This window comes from Sphingobium aromaticiconvertens, assembly GCF_037154075.1.
In the GTDB taxonomy this organism is placed as follows: domain Bacteria; phylum Pseudomonadota; class Alphaproteobacteria; order Sphingomonadales; family Sphingomonadaceae; genus Sphingobium; species Sphingobium aromaticiconvertens.
This window is the reverse complement of sequence record NZ_JBANRJ010000001.1, coordinates 226,923-244,486: the sequence shown is the minus strand read 5'-3', so window position 1 is coordinate 244,486 and position 17,564 is coordinate 226,923. Positions and strand designations below refer to the sequence as shown.

General features: G+C 63.3%; 15 protein-coding genes and 2 pseudogenes. 8 read left to right on the top strand and 9 right to left on the bottom strand.

Features of this window, described 5'->3' with window-relative positions; genetic code table 11:
- Positions 1–74 precede the first annotated feature (74 nt).
- The gene (locus WFR25_RS01265; RefSeq protein WP_336967780.1) at positions 75–902 is read left to right on the top strand and encodes an alpha/beta fold hydrolase; all 828 of its coding nucleotides are present in this window, start codon (positions 75–77) and stop codon (positions 900–902) included.
- Between the two features lie 30 nt (positions 903–932).
- Here WFR25_RS01265 and WFR25_RS01260 read toward each other — a convergent pair whose 3' ends face one another.
- Positions 933–1,862, bottom strand: a complete 930-nt coding sequence (locus tag WFR25_RS01260) for a LysR family transcriptional regulator (protein WP_336967777.1) — start codon at positions 1,860–1,862, stop codon at positions 933–935.
- Positions 1,863–1,985: 123 nt separating this feature from the next.
- Between WFR25_RS01260 and WFR25_RS01255 the strand changes: the two genes are divergently transcribed.
- Positions 1,986–2,684 (top strand): pirin family protein, encoded by a 699-nt coding sequence (locus tag WFR25_RS01255; protein WP_336967774.1) that lies wholly within the window; start codon positions 1,986–1,988, stop codon positions 2,682–2,684.
- A 44-nt stretch (positions 2,685–2,728) separates the two neighbouring features.
- On the opposite strand, the gene WFR25_RS01250 is transcribed toward WFR25_RS01255, so the two are convergent.
- The 8 genes from WFR25_RS01250 to WFR25_RS01215 all read right to left on the bottom strand — a co-directional run bounded on the left by WFR25_RS01250 (position 2,729) and on the right by WFR25_RS01215 (position 12,252).
- Positions 2,729–5,197 (bottom strand): glycosyl hydrolase 115 family protein, encoded by a 2,469-nt coding sequence (locus WFR25_RS01250; protein WP_336967773.1) that lies wholly within the window; start codon positions 5,195–5,197, stop codon positions 2,729–2,731.
- A 107-nt stretch (positions 5,198–5,304) separates the two neighbouring features.
- Positions 5,305–6,717: a M20/M25/M40 family metallo-hydrolase gene (locus WFR25_RS01245; protein WP_336974567.1), complete on the bottom strand. Its 1,413-nt coding sequence runs from the start codon at positions 6,715–6,717 to the stop codon at positions 5,305–5,307.
- A gap of 74 nt (positions 6,718–6,791) precedes the next feature.
- Positions 6,792–7,508 carry a FadR/GntR family transcriptional regulator gene (locus WFR25_RS01240; protein ID WP_336967770.1) on the bottom strand — a complete coding sequence of 239 codons (717 nt, stop codon included), beginning with the start codon at positions 7,506–7,508 and terminating at the stop codon, positions 6,792–6,794.
- Positions 7,509–7,577: 69 nt separating this feature from the next.
- On the bottom strand, positions 7,578–8,363 hold the full coding sequence (locus tag WFR25_RS01235; protein WP_336967768.1) for an SDR family oxidoreductase: 786 nt from the start codon (positions 8,361–8,363) through the stop codon (positions 7,578–7,580).
- Between the two features lie 34 nt (positions 8,364–8,397).
- The gene (locus WFR25_RS01230; protein ID WP_336967767.1) at positions 8,398–9,210 is read right to left on the bottom strand and encodes an NAD(P)-dependent oxidoreductase; all 813 of its coding nucleotides are present in this window, start codon (positions 9,208–9,210) and stop codon (positions 8,398–8,400) included.
- A gap of 4 nt (positions 9,211–9,214) precedes the next feature.
- Positions 9,215–9,976: an SDR family NAD(P)-dependent oxidoreductase gene (locus tag WFR25_RS01225; RefSeq protein ID WP_336967765.1), complete on the bottom strand. Its 762-nt coding sequence runs from the start codon at positions 9,974–9,976 to the stop codon at positions 9,215–9,217.
- 12 nt (positions 9,977–9,988) lie between these two features.
- Positions 9,989–10,771, bottom strand: a complete 783-nt coding sequence (locus tag WFR25_RS01220; protein WP_336967762.1) for a carboxymuconolactone decarboxylase family protein — start codon at positions 10,769–10,771, stop codon at positions 9,989–9,991.
- Positions 10,768–12,252, bottom strand: coding sequence for an aldehyde dehydrogenase family protein (locus WFR25_RS01215; RefSeq protein ID WP_336967760.1), 1,485 nt, complete (start codon positions 12,250–12,252; stop codon positions 10,768–10,770). The genes WFR25_RS01220 and WFR25_RS01215 overlap by 4 nt, the downstream gene beginning before the upstream one ends.
- Positions 12,253–12,669: 417 nt before the next feature.
- On the opposite strand from WFR25_RS01215, the gene WFR25_RS01210 reads away from it, so the two are divergent.
- From WFR25_RS01210 to WFR25_RS01185, 6 genes and pseudogenes are all read left to right on the top strand, one after another.
- The gene (locus WFR25_RS01210) at positions 12,670–13,890 is read left to right on the top strand and encodes a TonB-dependent receptor (protein WP_336967758.1); all 1,221 of its coding nucleotides are present in this window, start codon (positions 12,670–12,672) and stop codon (positions 13,888–13,890) included.
- A gap of 456 nt (positions 13,891–14,346) precedes the next feature.
- Positions 14,347–15,403 (top strand): annotated as a pseudogene (locus WFR25_RS01205) (IS630 family transposase); the annotation flags it as partial.
- Positions 15,404–15,434: 31 nt separating this feature from the next.
- Complete coding sequence (locus WFR25_RS01200) at positions 15,435–16,112, top strand: helix-turn-helix transcriptional regulator (RefSeq protein WP_336967757.1); 678 nt, start codon at positions 15,435–15,437, stop codon at positions 16,110–16,112.
- A gap of 128 nt (positions 16,113–16,240) precedes the next feature.
- A pseudogene (locus WFR25_RS01195) lies at positions 16,241–16,366 on the top strand (acyl-homoserine-lactone synthase); the annotation flags it as partial.
- 91 nt (positions 16,367–16,457) lie between these two features.
- Entirely contained in the window at positions 16,458–16,790 is a 333-nt protein-coding gene (locus WFR25_RS01190; protein WP_336975045.1) for a hypothetical protein, read from the top strand.
- A complete protein-coding gene (locus WFR25_RS01185; protein WP_336974565.1) occupies positions 16,787–17,560 on the top strand; it encodes a phytanoyl-CoA dioxygenase family protein in 774 nt (257 codons plus the stop codon). The genes WFR25_RS01190 and WFR25_RS01185 overlap by 4 nt, the downstream gene beginning before the upstream one ends.
- Positions 17,561–17,564 lie beyond the last annotated feature (4 nt).

The following is a 17,564-nucleotide window of genomic DNA, read 5'->3' as shown; positions in this document are numbered from 1 at the left end:
AGCGATATTATCCGGCTGTTTCGTCGGATGGCCGGGTTGTACCTCTTTGTCATCGCAGCAGAAGGATCTTCCCCATGGGCTTCATAACCATCAATGACGGCACCCGCATCTTCTACAAGGATTGGGGTGCGAAGGATGCCCAGCCGATCGTCTTCTCCCATGGCTGGCCGCTCAGCGCTGATGCCTGGGACGGGCAGATGCTGTTCATGGTGCAACAGGGCTATCGGGTCATCGCTCATGACCGTCGCGGACATGGCCGGTCGGACCAGCCCGCCACCGGCAATGACATGGACAGTTATGCCGACGATCTGGCGGCAGTGATCGAGGCGCTGGACCTCAAGGATGCGGTTCTTGTCGGCCACTCGACCGGCGGCGGCGAGATCGCTCACTATGTCGGTCGCCACGGCACTGCCCGCGTGGCGAAGATGGTCCTCGTCGGCGCGGTGCCGCCGACCATGTCGAAAAGTGAGGCCTATCCGAACGGCCTGCCTCTCTCCGTCTTTGACGATATTCGCAAGGGCGTGGCCGACAACCGCTCGCAATTCTACCTCGACCTCGCCCTCCCCTTCTTCGGCTTCAACCGTGCGGGCGTGTCGGTGAATGAGGGGCTGCAAAAGTCCTTCTGGGGGCAGGGCATGGCTGGGTCGGTGCTGGGCCAATATCTGTGCATCCGGGAGTTTTCGGAAGTCGACTATACCGATGACCTGAAGGCGATCGATGTGCCGACACTGGTCATCCATGGCGACGACGATCAGATCGTGCCGATCGGTAATGCGGGCCTGCTCTCCGCCGAGATCATCGCCGACGCGGCGCTGAAAATCTACGAAGGCGCACCGCATGGCCTGACCGCCACGCATCAGGACCGGTTCAACGCCGACTTGCTGGCGTTCATCAAGGACTGATGTGAAGGGGGCAACTGTGCCCCCTCCCTTCTATATGTCGGTCAATCCGGCCTCTTCCCGGTCCTGCTGCCCCAACGCCACAAACTGGTCGATCAGCCAGGAGGCAGCGGGACCGGGGGGCGCGTCGCGCCGCCAGACGCCGGCGAAGCGATAGATGCCGCCCGGATGGTCGGGCATGGCCAGCCGCACCAGCGTTCCGGCCACCAGATCGCCCTCGATCATCGGCAGCGGCATATTGCCCCAGCCAATCCCCTCGCGCAGCAGCGCATGTTTGGCCCCCAGATCGGCCAGCCGCCATGTCTTGGGACTCATCACCGCATAATCATGCCCCTCGGTAAAACGCGACCGATCGCTCAGCACCAGCTGCGTATAATCGCGCCCGGCGCCCGGTGCGATCCGCGCCATGCGGCCCAGCGGATGGTCGGGCGCGGCGACCGGTACCATCGCCACCGATCCCGCCGCGACGCACTCCACCCCCTCGACCCCGGCGGCCAGCGGACCCGACAGGCCGATCGCCGCCTTGCGATCCAGCACCATCGCCGTGATCGCGCCCAGCGCCTCGACATGCAGGCGTAACTGCACGGTTGGAAATTCGGTTGCGAACGTGCGCAGGACACGGCCCAGTCGTTCGGCGGGCAGCATCACGTCGACGGCAAAATCCACCTCCGCCTCCAACCCGTCGAGCAGCCCCTTCACCTTCGCGCGCAGCCCGTCGATCCCTTGGCTCACGGCGCGCGCCTCCGCCAGAACCGCGCGGCCCGCGACGGTCAATTGGGGTTTACGCGTCCCCTCCCGCTCGAACAGGATGAGGCCCAACTGGGTTTCCAGATTGGCGATGCCATAGCTTATGACCGACACGGCGCGACCCAGCTTGCGTCCCGCCGCCGCGAAACTGCCCGTCTCCACGATCGCCAGAAAGATACGCAACTGGTCGAAGGTTGGTGTGCCGGGATTGTTCACTATTCAACTTCCTCGAATGATCGGGATGATTTTATCCCAGTGATGCTGAAAGCCTGCAAGGTCTAAATGAAGGTCAACCGGCGGACATCTGGACCGCCAATTCCTTCAATATGGAGACGACCCATGATCGAACTGCGCCCCTTCGACAGCCTTGGCGGTGACAATCACGGCTGGCTGGATGCCAAGCATCATTTTTCCTTTGCGGGCTATCACGACCCGGCCCGGATGCACTGGGGAAACCTGCGCGTCTGGAATGACGACACGATCGCGCCGCACACCGGCTTTCCGCCGCACCCCCATCGCGACATGGAGATCATCACCTATGTCCGCGAAGGCGCGATCACCCATCAGGATAGTTTGGGCAACAAGGGCCGGACAGAAGCAGGCGATGTGCAGGTCATGTCGGCGGGCACCGGCATCCGCCACTCGGAATATAATGAGGAGGATGTGACCACCCGGATCTTCCAGATCTGGATCGTCCCCACCCGCTCGGGCGAGCAACCCGCCTGGGGTGCGCGTCCCTTCCCGAAGGGCGAGCGGTCGGGCCAGTTCGTGACGCTGGCGTCGGGCTATGACAATGATGATGACGCCCTGCCGATCCGCACCGACGCCCGCGTCGTCGCCGCGACGATCAAGGCCGGGGAAAGCGTCGATTATCCGCTGGGCAAGGACCGCAAGGCCTATCTGGTGCCCGCCACCGGCGCGGTGACGATCGACGATGTGCGGGTCAATGCCCGTGACGGCGCGGCGGTCAGCGACATGGACGTGCTGCGCGTCACCGCGATCGAGGACAGTGAGATCGTGCTGGTCGATGCCGCCTGATCTCCAAAATCCCGTCGCCATGATCCCCGGATCGGGCGGCGGGACTAAGGACGTAGCAGTAACTGGTCGAGCGCGAGTCCGCTGGATTGGGCGGTGATGCGGACTTTATGGCGACCGGGCGTCAGGATTGCCGGAACCGCGACGCGCAGTTGGTTGTCCAAAACGCCCTGCGCCCAGTCCGGGCTACCCGTGTCGCGTGGCACATCCACCCGCATGGCTGCACGGCCGTCGATGGCGACATCCAGATGGAACGCCCCGTCGCCCGCATCGGGATAGAGCGGCAGCAGGCCCAGTGTCAGTTGGCGCGGATCGCCGGACAGAACCGTGATCGTGAAGGAAAGGGTAGCATCTGGCGACGCGATCATTGTTCCCTTGCCCCGGCCCAATCCTTCGACCAGCCGCCAGCCGCGATTGCTGGCGAAATCCTCCGCCTCGACGATCATCTCGTCGCTGGTGCTCGCGGCCATCGTCGGCAGCACTGTCGCGCCGTCCTGCCGCATCCCGGCCGAAGGCAGGGCGATCGGCACGGTGCGATAGGATGTCCACTGATTGTCGGCCGGTTCCTCCGCCATGATGTGCCGCCATTTGCCGCCCGCAATGTCATTGTTGAACCGATCGGTCAGCGCCTTGATCTCGCGATCGGCGGTGGCCGCCATGCCAGCGGCCAGACGCGCATCTTCTGGTCGACTGTCGATCAGCTTCGCGTAACGCTCCGTTCCGAAATAGCGCAGATTGGCGGCAGCGGCGGCACGCACCGGGTAATCGACCAGTTCGAAATAGGCATCCGACAGGTCGGCTGGCATGGTCGCGGCAACGGCTTTCGTCTCTTCCACCAACGTCTTGAACCGGGCGAGGCGCGCATCGACTGCTTGCGGCGACAGGCTGCTATGGCGCGCCTTCTGGCCGGGCAGCCACCATTGCAGATGTTCGGGGCGACGCTCGAAATTCAGGCGGAAATGCGTGTCTAGGATGCCGCCGATCGCCTTGTCCTGTGCCGCGCCCAATGTCCGCGCAGCCCAGTCGTCCAGAAACGCGCGCTGGCTGCGCCCTCGCCAGCGGTCGATGTCCCACGCCATTTCCAGAAACAGGGTAATGCCGATTTCGGCAGGCTTGACGTCGCCCACATTGGCGATCCAGATCGACCGGGCGCCCCGATCATAGGCGCGGGTCATCTCCTCCTGAATCAGCGCGGGCGGTGTGCTGTTCAGCCAGAGGGTGGAGAGCGGCGCACCCAGATAGGAGAGGTGATAATAGATGCCCGTCCCGCCCGCGCGCCTGCGCTCGGTCTCGCTCGGGAACTGCCGGATATAGCCGAAATTATCGTCCGGCCAGACGATGGTGACATCATCCGGCACGCTCAGTCCGGCGCGGTAGATATCCAGCACCTCCTTGTATGGCACGAACATCTGCGGCACTTTGGCGACGTCGGGGCTGACATGGTCACGCAGCAGTGCGCGCTGGTCGGCGATGATGCGATTGAGCAGCGCCACGCGCTCCTCCGGGCTGTTCGCGCCGACGATGCCGGAGTCATGAATGCCGCGCATCCCCAGCGTCCACAGGCTCTCATAGCCCGCGTTGCTGCGGACCCGTTCCTCCCAATAGGCATGGACCCCAGCGGGATTGGCGGCATAGTTGAAGGCGTCCGGCGCCTGCTTCCATTCGCCGACATTGTTGCGCAGCATCGGTTCGGCGTGGGACGACCCCATGATGATGCCATGGTCGTCGGCCAGCTTTGCGTTGGCGGGATCGGCGTTGAACGGTGCGCTGACCTTGTGCATGGCGGGCCACAGCGTATTGGCCTTCAGCCGCAGCAGCAGGCTGAAGATGCGCTCATAGCTTTTCGGCCCGATATTGCCCTTTTCCGGGTCGAAGGTGCGGGCCGCCCAGGGGAACAGCCCCCAGTCCTCGTCATTCAGGAAGAGGCCGCGATAGCGCACCGATGGCGGCCCGAACCGGCGGATGCCGCGCGCCACGGACAGCGTGGCGCGATGGCGGGGCGTGACGTCCGCCCACCAGACCCAGGGCGACACGCCCATCGCTTCGCTGAGTTCATAGGCGCCAAAGGCGGTGCCGCGCCGGTCGCTGCCGACGATGACCAGCGCCTGTTCGATCCCCGGCAGGGGTCGGTCGACGGTCGCGATCAGGAAGCTCTCCCACGCACCACGCAGGCGGGTGACGTCCAGTTTCCCGGCGGCGACGATCCGGTCGATCAGCCTGTTCTTGCCCAGCGTGCCGATGATGACGGGCCTGCGGACGGTGGGGGTGATTTCGGTCGCGATGACGGGGCGGGTGCCGGTCACGGCCTTGATGTCGTCGGCCAGCGCGTCGGCAGCGTGCGCGACCACTATGTGATCGTCGGGATCGCGCATAATGGTCGTGGCCTGACCGGGCGTTGCCAACGGGAAGCTGCCGCGCGTGGCCGCATGAACGGTCAGGCCGTCTGCCTTCGCCATTGACGGAGAAGGGCAAAGGGCCAGAATCGCTAGCAAGGCCACGCACAGTCTACCGATCATCACCCGCTCCGTCCGTTTCGGCGGATGATCAGACCATTATCTGAAACATATGTCCACCTTTAGGACGTCTGTATCGGGTCGGTCGCGGGCTGGTCCAGACCCAGCCGTCAGGGCTGGCTGGCATAGGCCTTGACCAGATCATAGAGGAAATCACGCCCGACATAGACCGACCGGACCTCGCGGCGTTCGTTCAGCCCGTGCGCGCCATTGCCATCCGGGTCGCCCCAGCCGCCCGGCACGCCATAGGTAGGGATGCCGATCGGCGCCAGATAGGTGGCGTCGGTCGCGCCCGTCGACATGGTGGGGATCAGCGCGATGCCGGGGAAATAGCGCGCGACCAGCTTTTCCGCCGGGGCCATGATCCTGGAATCAAGTGGCGGCGGCACCGCCACCGGGCGTAGCCGCCCGACCAGCGTGACGCTGACCTTGGGATCGCCGATTACCTTTGCCAGCGCGGCGCGCGTGGTGTCGGCATCTTCGCCCGGAATGATCCGGCAATTGACGGTTGCCTTCGCCCGCTGCGGCAGGGCGTTCACGGCATGGCCCGCGTCCAGCATGGTTGCGACGCATGTCGTCCGCAGCATCGAGTTGAAGCCGCGATCGGTCGACACGATGGCTTCGGCGGCCTTGTCATTCGGGTTTTTCGAAAGGGCGACCATCGCGCGGCCCATTTCGCCGCCCCGCGATGCACCCTCCTTCGCAAAATAAGCGCGGGTCGTGTCATTGAAGCGGACCGGGAAGGCGTAGGCGCGCAGTTTCACCAGCGCGTCGGACAGTTCATAGATGGCGTTGTCCTTGATGGGGATCGAACTGTGGCCGCCCGGATTGGTCGTTTGCAGTTCGAAACTGCGATTGGATTTCTCGCCCACCTGCATCGACTGGCTGACCAGCTTGTTCTTGCCATCGGTACGCCCGCCGCCGCCTTCGTTCAGGGCAAATTCGGCGGCGATCAGGTCGGGCTTGTTCTGCGCCAGCCATTGCGCCCCGTTGAAGCGGGCACCCGATTCCTCACCGCAGGTCAGCGCCATCTTGATCGTGCGCCTGGGCTTGAAGCCCTCCGTCTTGAACCGCGCCATCGTGTCGACCCACGTTGCGACCATCGCCTTCATGTCCGCCGTGCCGCGCCCGTAGAAATAGCCATTTTCCTCAATGAAGCGGTAGGGATCGCGCTGCCAGTCTTCCCGCCGGGCGTTGACGACGTCGAGATGACCGAGCAGCAGCATCGGCTTCGCCTTGGAATCGCTGCCGGGCAGGATCGCGACCAGCCCGCCGTCCAGCGGAAATTCCTTGACCGAGAAGGGCAGGAGTTGGGCGTCGGTAAAGCCCGCCTCTTTAAGACGCGTCGCCATCTTCTCCGCGGCCAGCGTGCAACTGCCGGTTGCGACCGAGGTGTCGGTTTCCACCAGTTCCTTGTAGAGATCGCGGAAGGCCAACTGGTCGGCGCGCGGCTTGCCATCCTGCGCGGAGGCGCCAGCAGAGGACAGGAGCGCGAGTGCGCCGGCGGCGGCGTAGACGGACAGTTTCAAGCGGAGCCTCCCAAGTGAGAATATCCGCCCTTAAATCCGATTGTTGCGCATCGCGCACGGTCAAAAATCTAGCGCCTGTCGTTTTTCTCCAACCGGGCAAGCAGGTCGCGCCGATGCCGTTCCGCCTCGAAGCGCGCCAGGTCGGGATCGCGGGCCAGGATCGCCGCAATGATCTGGTGGCGCCACCGACGCCAGTCTATCAGACCTTTCTCCCCTTCGAAAACCTGCGGGATCGGGCTGCTGCGATAATAACGCATGGCGACCCCGGCGAGCAGTTCCATCAACGGCCTGTCGACCATCGCGAACAGGACGGCGTGCAGATCATCCTCGAACGCGACCCGATCCGCGCCGCTATGACAATGATCGACGCGTTGCTGGAGCAGGCGCAGGTCTTCATGCCGCGCCGCACTGTCGCAGCGCGCCGCCGCCGGCATCAACTCGCAGTCGAGCAGCGTCATCATCTCCAGCGCTTCATAGTCGTCGGCGCCGCGCACGCGCAGATAGGTCGCCACCGACCGGCTCAGTGCCGCAGCGTCGGGCCGGGTTCCGAAATAGCCACCGCCCGGACCACGGCGGACCGTCAACAACCCCTCATGCTCCAAGATGCGGGCGGCCTGCTGGACGGTGGCAATGCCGACGTTCAACTGCCGGGCGATATCCGGCAGCGAACCGATCAGTTCGTCTTCCGCGCGCGACAGGATCAGCTCGCGCATAGTCTCGGCCGTGGCGCTGACCAGTCGGCGGCTATAGCTGGCCTCCTGCTCTTCGGCATTGCGTACAGCCATGCGTCTTCCCGATCCCTTCATAACGTTCGCGCCCTGCTGCGCCATTGATGGTCAGGGATCAAGCGGCGATCAGGGGCGCAGCACCCAGCCGCCATCGACATGGATAACCTGTCCCGTGATCCAGCCACCGGCCTGTGAACAGAGCAGCAGCAGCGATCCAACCAGCTCATCAGGCGCGCCGCGCACGCGCATCGCGACATTCATCTCCAGATATTTGATGAACGGCGAATCGTCGGGCGTCAGCAACTTGCCCGCGTCGCTGGTGGTGTTGCCCGGCGCGATGGCGTTGACCGCAATCCCCTCGCGCCCCAACTGGCGGGCGAGCGTGGTGGTGAGGCCGACCAGCGCCAGCTTGCTGACGCCATAGATGGAGATGGCGGGAAAAGCGCCACCCGACACCTGGTTGACGATCCGCCCGCCGCCGCGCGCGCGCATCGCCGGGATGACGGCCTGCGCGCACAGCAGCGCGCCCGTCACATTGACGGTCATGATCCGGTTCCATTCGTCCAGCGACACGTCGGCGGCGGCCAACTGCCCCAGCTCGGCCATCAGTGCGGCATTGTTGACGAGGATGTCGATGCCGCCAAAGGCATTGGTGGCCGCCTGCGCCATGGTCGCGACGGACGCGGGATCGGTGATGTCTACGGTGGCCGCGATGGCCTGTCCCCCGCTCGCCACGATCTCGTCCGCCACGGCCTTTGCGCCATCGGCATTGATGTCGGCGACGACGACCGCCGCGCCCGCCTGTGCCAGCCCCAGCGCATAGGCGCGGCCGATGCCGTTGCCGCGTCCCCCCGCGCCAGTGACGATGGCGACCTTGCCGTCCAGACGGAACTGATCGATCGAGAATGTCATGTTATATGTCTCCTGAAGGGACGAAGAGGCGGCTTTATTGTTGCGCGCGGTCGAGGAAGGGGCGGGTAAGCTGGTCGAAAATGCGCGCGTCCGGGTCGTCGCCCAGCACTTCGCCGAGCAGGCGGACATCCTTGGCCAGCAGCTTTGCGCCATGGGCGAAGGCGGTCGGGTCCGGCAGGCGCGCCGCCACCTCGAACCCATAGCTGCGCCCGCTGCTGACGCGAACAAGCTCGGTCAGCGGCTTGTGGTCGATGCCCAGCGTCGATCCGGCATCGAGCGCATGGTTGGCCAGCGCCATATGCGCGGCCATCAGTGCGTTGTTGATCAGCTTTGCGAGCTGCCCTGCGCCCACGCCGCCCAGATGGACGATGGAGCCGGCAAAGCTCTCGAACACCGGGCGCGCGTCGGCCACGGCATTGGCGTCCCCGCCGACCATGACGGTCAACGTGCCCGCCGTCGCGCCCGGTCCGCCGCCGCTTACCGGCGCGTCGATCAGGGCGATGCCGCGCGTGCTGGCCTGCGCGGCAAGGTCGAGGCAGGTCTGCGGATGCACGGTTGAATGGATGATGATCCGGCTGCCCGCCGCCATCGTCGGGATGAGGTCGGCGCACACCGCTTGCACGCCCGCATCGTCGACGACGCAGAGGCCGACATGATCGCTCGCCGCGCCAAGCGCCGCGATCGAGGGGGCGTGGGTGGCCGCCGTATCGGCAAAGGCCTCCAGCGCTTCCGGCCTGCGCGCCCACAGGGTGAGCGGATAGCCTGCCTCCGCCATGCGGCGCGCCATTGGCCCGCCCTGACTGCCCAGGCCGATGAAGCCGGTCCTGATAATCTTGTTGTCGGTCATGTCGTCACCCCGCCGTGATGCCGCGATCCATCGTCACGCAGGCACCGTGGAAGGCGCGTCCCGCGTCCGAGGCGAGATGTGCGATCATCGCAGCGACATCGTCCACTTCGACCAGTCCCCGCATCCCCGAAAAACGCTTGATAAGGCTCATGTCCGCACCTTCGGGCCAGACGATGTTCGCCGCGATGTTGGTCGCCATGCCGCCCGGCGCGACCGCGTTGATGCGGATCGGCCGGTTCATATATTCCATCGCCATCGCCTTGGTCAGACCGATCAGTCCCGACTTGCTGGCGCAATAGGCGGCGGCATAGGCCTCGCCGATGAAGGCGGCGGAGGAGGCGACGTTGACGATCGCGCCGTCCTTTTCCAGCAGGTGCGGAATGGCCGCCCGGCTGAGGTGGAAGGGCGCGCCAAGGTTCACCGCCAGCGTCCGGTCCCAGTCCGCGACTGGCATATCGGTCGTATGGGTGAAGCTGATCAGTCCCGCGACGTTGCACAGCGCATCCAGACGCCCGAAGGCGTCGATCGCGGCAGTTACCACGACCTCGCAATTCTCCGGGAGGGCAAGGTTGACCGTCTGCACGATCGCCGTGCGACCCAGATCACGGATCTGCGTTGCCGTCTCCTCCAGTCCGGTCGCGTTGACATCGACCAGGCACAGGTCCGCACCCGCCTGTGCCAATGCGACTGCCGTGGCGCGTCCAAGGCCCGATGCCGCGCCCGTCACCAGTGCGGCCTTGCCGCTCATATCTCCAACGATGGTCATTTCTCTCTCCGATCAGGGGGCGAACGACAGGCCTTCGGCGACCCGCTTGCCCTGTTCGATCACCGCGCCCTGAACGACTGATGCGCGCGGCCAGCCGGCGTGGACTGCATATTGGAGGACGAATTCGTACATCTCCTCCCAGGAGGCATTGCCGCTCGCCATTGCCGACCAGACATGGCTGCGGATCGGCGTGCTGGCCGATGCGTTGCTGACGCCGACGAGGGTCAGCCAGCGCCGTGCGCGTTGATCCAGACCCGGCCGCATCCACATTTCGCCGAACACGAAATTGAGGATGCCGCCCTCGAAATAGGCGGTCTGCGGCTTGGGGCCGCCGAACACCATCACCGCCTGGAAATTGTCCATGCCTTCCTGATGCCGCACCACCGGATCCCACGGCTCCGCGCGGATGGGTGGCGTGGTTACAGGCGGCAGGCCCAGCGCGGTCGCTGCGCGGGTGACGGCCTCGTCCAGCACGGTGCCGAAGGACCAGCCGCTATATACGCCCACATGCAGCGCGGCCTCTCGCAATTCCGCCAGCGTCAGTTCGCCATTGGCGAGCGCCCCCCGCGCATAGCGTTCCGTTGCAGCGGCGTCGCCGACATTGGCGGCGCTGGCCAGAGAGATCAGATAGCGGGCGCGCAGATCGAGTGCGGGACGCGCCCACACTTCGGCAAAGACATAGTCCCGCCACGATTCTTCCATCAGCGTACCGGGCGTGGGGGCGGGGGCATCCAGCAGCGCATTTTGCCGTTCGACGCCTCGCGCGGTGCGCTCCGCCGGATCAAGCAGGCTCATTGCCCGGCCCCTTTTGCAAGGTTGACCCACACATTCTTGACGCGCAAAAATTCCTTGAGGCCCGCCTCGCCGCCGAGGCGACCAAAGCCGCTCTGCTTCACGCCACCGAAGGGCACGCAGGGCGTCATGCCTTCGCCCGACCCGTTGACCTGGACCATGCCTGCGTCGAGCGCCGAGGCGACATGATGGGCGCGGCGCAAATCACGGGTGTGGATATAGCCGCCAAGGCCATAGTCGGTGCCATTGGCGATGGCGATCGCCTCCTCTTCCGTGTCGAAGGGCGTTACCGTCAGCACCGGGCCGAATACCTCCTGCCGGGCAATCACGCTGTCGGGCGCGACATCGGCAACGATCGTCAATGGCAGGAAATAGCCGGAGGCAAGATCGCCCCCCAGCCGCTCGCCGCCCGCAATCAGCCTGCCGCCTGCGCTCGTCGCCGCACTGACCATGCCGGTGATGCGCTGGGCGGAGGCGTCGGAGATGACTGGTCCCAATATGGTCACCGGGTCATTGGGATCGCCCGCCTTTATATGCGCGGCCATGCCGCCCAATATTTGCAGATATTGATCGTAAACAGGGCGCTCGACCAGCAGGCGGGTGCCGTTGACGCATCCCTGACCGTTTGCGCTGACCCCCCCGGTCAGGCCGCGCTTGCCCGCGTCCATCAGGTCCGCGTCGGCAAAGACGATCACCGCCGACTTGCCGCCCAGTTCAAGGCCGCACGGCTTGAGCGTCTCCGCCGCCGAGCGCAGCACCTTCTTCGCGGTTGCGCCGCTGCCGACGAACTGGATCTTGTCGATGCCGGGATGGGCGACCATCGCTTCGCCCGCATCCGCGCCGCCGGTGACGACATTGACGACGCCCGCCGGGAAGCCAGCTTCCACGAACAATTCGCCCAGCCGCATGACGGTATAGGGGGCGAGGTCCGGGGCCTTCAGCACGACGCAGTTGCCGGCGGCCAGCGCGGGGGCCAGCACCATGGCCGCTGCGAATAGAGGACCGTTCCACGGAATGATCGCGCCGATCACGCCATAGGGTTCATAGGCGACATAATCATGTGCCGGGCCGCCCCAGGTGCTGACCGTCAGCCCCTGAATCTTGTCCGCCCAGCCGCCGAAATAGCGAAATTTCTGCGCCGCGATGGGGGGTATATGCGGCGCCATCATCGCCGGTTCGCCCTTCTCGATCACACCGAGTTGGGCCAGTTGCTGCACATTGGCTTCCAGCAGGCTGGCAAGGTTGAACATGAGATCGCGGCGCTTGTCGCCGGTCAGCGCCCGCCATTGGGGGAAAGCCGCACGGGCGGCGGCAACCGCGGCATCGACATCGGCGGGACTCGCCATATGCAGGTCCGCCGTCACTTGTCCGTTGGCGGGATAGATATGGGGCTGCACCGCGCCGCTGCCGCGTTCCAGCAATTTGCCGCCAATGATCAGGGGATGTTTTGGCAGGACGTGCATATCCGGAAGGGCAATGCCCATGTCTCTCTCCTAATATGGCCGCTGGTGACTCGGCCTATTTCTGGAGAAAGAATAATATGCATATTATTATTCAGTCAATAGGGATATTGAATGAAGAAATAGCATATATGCGCTATATATAGCGATAATATAAAAATGGGTGGCAAGCCCGGTTTGGTAGGCAGCAGCGCGCGATCGCTGGGCTGACGGGCATGGCGGGTCGCATCGCCGATGAGGCAATGGCTCCTTTGTGCGTCCCGCTTGGCAATTTGGGAGTATATCGGCCTCTAGATACTGCGCACGCCACGCTGCCGCTATCCCTGGACCACTGCCCATGATTTCTCCGCCTTCATCAAGACCGAAATTTACGGCGCCTCGCTGAAAGGGACGGTCGACACCGACGCTGGAAGCCTCACGGCGCTGATCGCGCATAATCGGGTGAAGGCGAATGTGCGCGTCGACGTCAGCGGCGGGGCAATCGCCGATCCCGCCGAACGCCTTAGATGTTATGTGACATTCCCATGCCTCGATTTTCAGGTTCCGCAGCTCACCCGGACCACGTCCGCAGAACTGATCTGGACCTCGAAGGGCGCGTCGAGGTTCAAATATGTCGCGGGTGTGTTCGCGTTCCGGGGAAATGAAACCGCAGGCACGATCATAAATCCCGATGTCCTTCCGAACTTGGTGAACTCCGATACGGGCGTCATCACGCACTCCTATGCGGCATTTGCCGAAGGTGCCTACGATCTTCTGGACAGTCTTGCGCTGACCGTCGGTGGAAGATATTCCCATGATCGCAAGAAAGGCACTGTTATTGCGAACCGTGTCACGGCGGCGACGCCGATTCCGGGGCCCGACGCGGGCTGGGGTTCGTTCACGCCGCGCTACAAGCTCGATCCATCGAGCAACCTATACTTCACTTACAGCAAGGGCTTCAAAAGCGGTGTGATAAACCCGGTGATCGTCCTGCCCGGTTCATCAACGGAAGCGTTGGTAGCGGCGCCGGAAAGCCTGGATGCTTTCGAAGTCGGCTTCAAGAAGGGCGCGCACCGGCTGTCGCTGGCCGCGAGCGCCTTTTATTATCAGTATAAGGATATCCAAGTACAAAACTTTAGCGGCCTCACAATCCTGACCTCGAACGCGGCGAAGGCGTCCATATATGGCATCGATGTTGATGCGACCTGGAACGTGTCGGACGAATTTTCGCTTCGCGCGGCAGGTTCATGGCTGCCAAAGGCGAAATACAACGATTTCGACGGTGCGATCTATTACGTACCTCCGTTGAGCGCCTCTGGATTGACCACATATAGCGAGTCCGTCGCGGGCAAACGCCTTCTGCGGACGCCGAAGATTACGGCCAATTTGACGGGACACTATAAGCGTTCGACGCAGGCGGGTGCTTTTGATGCGACGGTCTCTGTCTACTATACCAGCCGCAGCCCGCTGGAGCTGGGCTATCGTGTCTATGCCAAGGCCCATGAGCAGATAAATGCGACGTTCGGCTTCACTTCGGACGAGAGCCGCTTTTCCGTAGCATTCTTTGCAAACAACATCACGAACAAGGCGTTCGTTCAAGGCCTGGTGCCGACGGCCGCAGCGGATATGGCCGTCTATAATCCACCCAGGCAAGTCGGGTTTACGTTGAAGTACGGATATTGATGCGACTTGTCCGTTCGCTGCTCCGTCGGTCATCTTGGAGGCTGCAGAATGAACCTGGCCGTGACGACCCATTCTTCGAAAGGTCACTCACCCGGAACGCCGAGTGGCCCGACAATGGCGACGCCAGAATCGCCGATACCTTTGTCATTCATACGATAAGCTAATGCCTTGAGCGCGTTCTGTGTGGCCTACCACTTCCGTCGGCTCGAACATCTCGCCCGAGAGGACTGTTTTTGGCGGCAAATTTGTTGGGGGCGAGGAATATGGGTAGATGCTCGCTAGTCTCACACTTACACGCGGTATTTCTTGTCTCTCGCTGACGTACACCGTTGTGGATGCCTTGCGCGCGACTGACACGAAAGATGAATTATACCAAGAGCTGCGGAATCTGACTTGTTGGGGCTTTGGGAAGGCGCCATATCGTGATTCAACATCGCAAACTGGAGGAGTTTTGCGATGTCTGTTCCGATCACGCTTCGCGGTGATTTCAGCGCCGGTGATGTTCGTGCCTTTGCACGGCGCTGCAAGGACGGGGCACAAGTACGTCGACTACTGGCAATAGCGACGATTTTGGACGGCGGCAGCCGCAGTGATGCTGCCCTTGTCGGCGGCGTGACGCGTCAGATTGTGCGGGATTGGGTCTTTCGCTTCAACGCTGAGGGGCCGGACGGGTTGCTGACACGCAAGGCGCCAGGGCCGGCAACGATCCTCAATGACGGACACCGCCGCGCGCTGGAGGAGATCATCGAGACGGGGCCGACACCTGCTGTCCATGGCGTTGTGCGTTGGCGCCTTATTGATTTGGGCCAGTGGCTGTGGGACGAGTTCAATATCTCAATCAGCAAACAGGCGTTGGGGCATGAACTGCGGACCATGGGCTATCGCAAGCTCTCGGCTCGCCCGCGCCATCATGCGCAGAACCTCGCGGATATCGCCGTTTTTAAAAAGAGTTCCCGCCAGTCTGGCGCAAATCCGCAAAACCCTTCCCAAAGGCACGCCCGTAGAGCTGTGGTGGCAGGACGAAGCTCGGATAGGCCAGCAGACCAAGGTCACCTGGCGCTGGGCCAAACGCGGAACCAGGCCAATAGCGCCCCGCGATCTGCGCCGGGCATCGGCCTGGATCTTTGGCGCCATCTGTCCGGCCGAGGGGAAAGGCGCGGGGCTCGTCATGCCCCATTGCAATAGTGAAGCGATGGCCATGCATCTGGCCGAGATCAGCAGTCAGGTCGCGCCGGGCGCCCATGCCATCCTCATGCTCGATCAGGCCGGGTGGCATATGTCCGGCGCACTGACGATCCCCGCCAATAGCACATTGCTGCCGGTGCCGCCCAAATGCCCAGAGTTGAACCCAGTCGAAAATCTATGGCAGTTTATGCGCGATAACTGGCTCTCGAACCGTATCTTCTCGTCCTATGACAATATCGTCGACCATTGCTGCTTCGCATGGAACCGCCTCATCGATCACCCATGGCGCATCATGACCCTCGGACTTCGAAATTGGGCTCACAGGTTCCGATCAATGAGTCTTGGTATTAGTAGCTTTAATGGAGGCCATCGCGCGGGAATTAGGTTTTTTGCATTATGCCTTGATCCACCATGACGACTTGCGGGCACAGCGATGGGACCGTGTCGATCTGAAAGACTATCCAACGGCAATCACCGAACATCTTATTGGTCGGCAGAGATATCGCCGCGATCCGGTTATTCGGGGATGTATCTTTGCCGACAGCGCATTTCTTTGGTCCGATCTCTCCCGCATCATCAAACTGGATCGACAGGATCGCGCCAGCTTAGAAATGGGTGCGCGCGAAGGTTTGAACGAAGGCATCACGCTGCCTTACGTTCGACTAGGCGACTGCATGGGGTCGTGCACCTTCGCAGGCATGCGTCGCCCGGAGCACGGCCCGCGCTACCTCGGCGCTGCCCAAATGATCGGGATTTTCGCGTTTCAATCCGCTCGGCGGTTGATTCTCGGCGAAAGGGAGATCGTTCCACCTCAACCCAAGTTGCACCCACGCCCGCGCGATTGCGTCACACTGGCTGGCCGTGGATATTCCAATAAGGAAATTGCGCGGGCGCTTTCGCTAACGCCGCGAACCGTGGACGGATATCTGACCGAGGCGCGACACTTGTTCAACGCACATGATCGCACCGAATTGGTGGTGAGCGCCGTGCTTGCCGGCGAGATCGGCCTTCACGAATTGAGGCGTCAACCCGAGTAATCACTCGGTCTATTTCAGGAACCCTCCGGCTGCTTCTCTTGTGGGCGACACCACGACCAGGAGCACCCTCTCATGATCCAAGTCATCGACAGTCACCTGGCACCAAAAAACGCCCCCTGCTTCAATCCATGTTCGCCGACCGCAAGCGCCTTTTCGTCGACCTGTTCGGCTGGGACGTACCAGTCGTCGATGGCCAGTACGAGATCGACCAGTTCGACAATGCCGATACGATCTACCTGATCATCGCCGAGGACGATGGCGGCCACGCGGCGTCGATCCGGCTGTTCCCGAGCACCCGGCCGCATATGCTCGGCACGCTGTCCCCCATCTCTGTCCGCTCGGCGTGTGCCGGCCGACGAGCGAACATGGGAAAGCACGCGGCTTTGCCTGCCCCAGCGGCATGGGGCCGAGCGCCGCCGCGAGCTGCGCAACATACTCTTCTCTGCGATGGTGGACGTCGCGCTCGATCGCGGCATCGAGCGCTATACGGGCATCATTCCCGACCCGTTCCGCAAGGAAGTGCTGTCGCTGGGCTGGCAGGCCGAACCGCTCGGGCCCGCGGTACGCATTCCGGGCGGGCCGATCGGCGCCTTCCTCATCCATGTCCGGCCGGATACGCCGGAGCGGCTTCGCTGGTCCGGTGTCTATTCCCCCGTGCTCGAACGGGTGCCGGCGTGAGCGCCGCAGTCGACCGCCATGTCGGTACGCTCGCGTGCGACGGCCGGTGCGTATTGGGACACGCCATCGAGCCGGCACTGATCTTCGACATTGAGGCAGAGTTGAATCCCCGCTTTGCTGCGACGCCTTTGTGCCGGGGCGCCTTCTATGGCGAGCGCACCAAGCGCTTCGGTTTGCTGCTGACGCGCTCGCCGGCGATCGAGCGGCTGGTGATGCATCCGTTGGTCCTCGATATCGTCGAGCAGATGCTGCTGCCGTGGTGCGAGCGGATCGCGCTCAACCTGACCCAGGCGATCGAGATCCACCCCCGCGCGTTGGCGCAACTGCCCCACCGCGACCAGGACATGTGGGCCGGGCCGAAGGGCAGCCTCGAATATCTCGTAAACGTCATGTGGCCGTTGAAGACGTTCACGCGGGAGAACGGCGGCACGCGGCTCTGGACCGGAAGCCATTTTGACTGGAACGTTCCCATCCTTCCCGAGGAGGAAGCGAACGTGCCGACGGTATCGCCGGGTGATGCCCTGATCTTCCTCGGCTCCACCCTCCATGGTGGCGGGGGCAACGTCAGCGCCGCACCACGGCGCGGCATCGTCGTCAGCTATTGTCTCGGCTGGCTGAAACCGTTCGAACTGCAATGGCTGGTCTATCCGCCGCAGGTGGCGAGGCTCTTCTCGCCACAGCTAGCAGCGCTCGTCGGCTACGCCCCGACCAAGCCGAGGCCGCAGCGATGTTCGTCCGGTCCCAAATGGGTGAAATGGGCTGAGGGATGAGCAG

Coding starts and splice junctions, on each gene's coding strand:
- WFR25_RS01255 (WP_336967774.1), top strand. CDS start 1,986: ATGATCGAACTGCGCCCCTTCGACAGCCTTGGCGGTGACAATCACGGC.
- WFR25_RS01215 (WP_336967760.1), bottom strand. CDS start 12,252: ATGGGCATTGCCCTTCCGGATATGCACGTCCTGCCAAAACATCCCCTG.
- WFR25_RS01235 (WP_336967768.1), bottom strand. CDS start 8,363: ATGACATTCTCGATCGATCAGTTCCGTCTGGACGGCAAGGTCGCCATC.
- WFR25_RS01225 (WP_336967765.1), bottom strand. CDS start 9,976: ATGACCATCGTTGGAGATATGAGCGGCAAGGCCGCACTGGTGACGGGC.
- WFR25_RS01250 (WP_336967773.1), bottom strand. CDS start 5,197: ATGATCGGTAGACTGTGCGTGGCCTTGCTAGCGATTCTGGCCCTTTGC.
- WFR25_RS01200 (WP_336967757.1), top strand. CDS start 15,435: ATGGAGGCCATCGCGCGGGAATTAGGTTTTTTGCATTATGCCTTGATC.
- WFR25_RS01240 (WP_336967770.1), bottom strand. CDS start 7,508: ATGGCTGTACGCAATGCCGAAGAGCAGGAGGCCAGCTATAGCCGCCGA.
- WFR25_RS01220 (WP_336967762.1), bottom strand. CDS start 10,771: ATGAGCCTGCTTGATCCGGCGGAGCGCACCGCGCGAGGCGTCGAACGG.
- WFR25_RS01265 (WP_336967780.1), top strand. CDS start 75: ATGGGCTTCATAACCATCAATGACGGCACCCGCATCTTCTACAAGGAT.
- WFR25_RS01230 (WP_336967767.1), bottom strand. CDS start 9,210: ATGACCGACAACAAGATTATCAGGACCGGCTTCATCGGCCTGGGCAGT.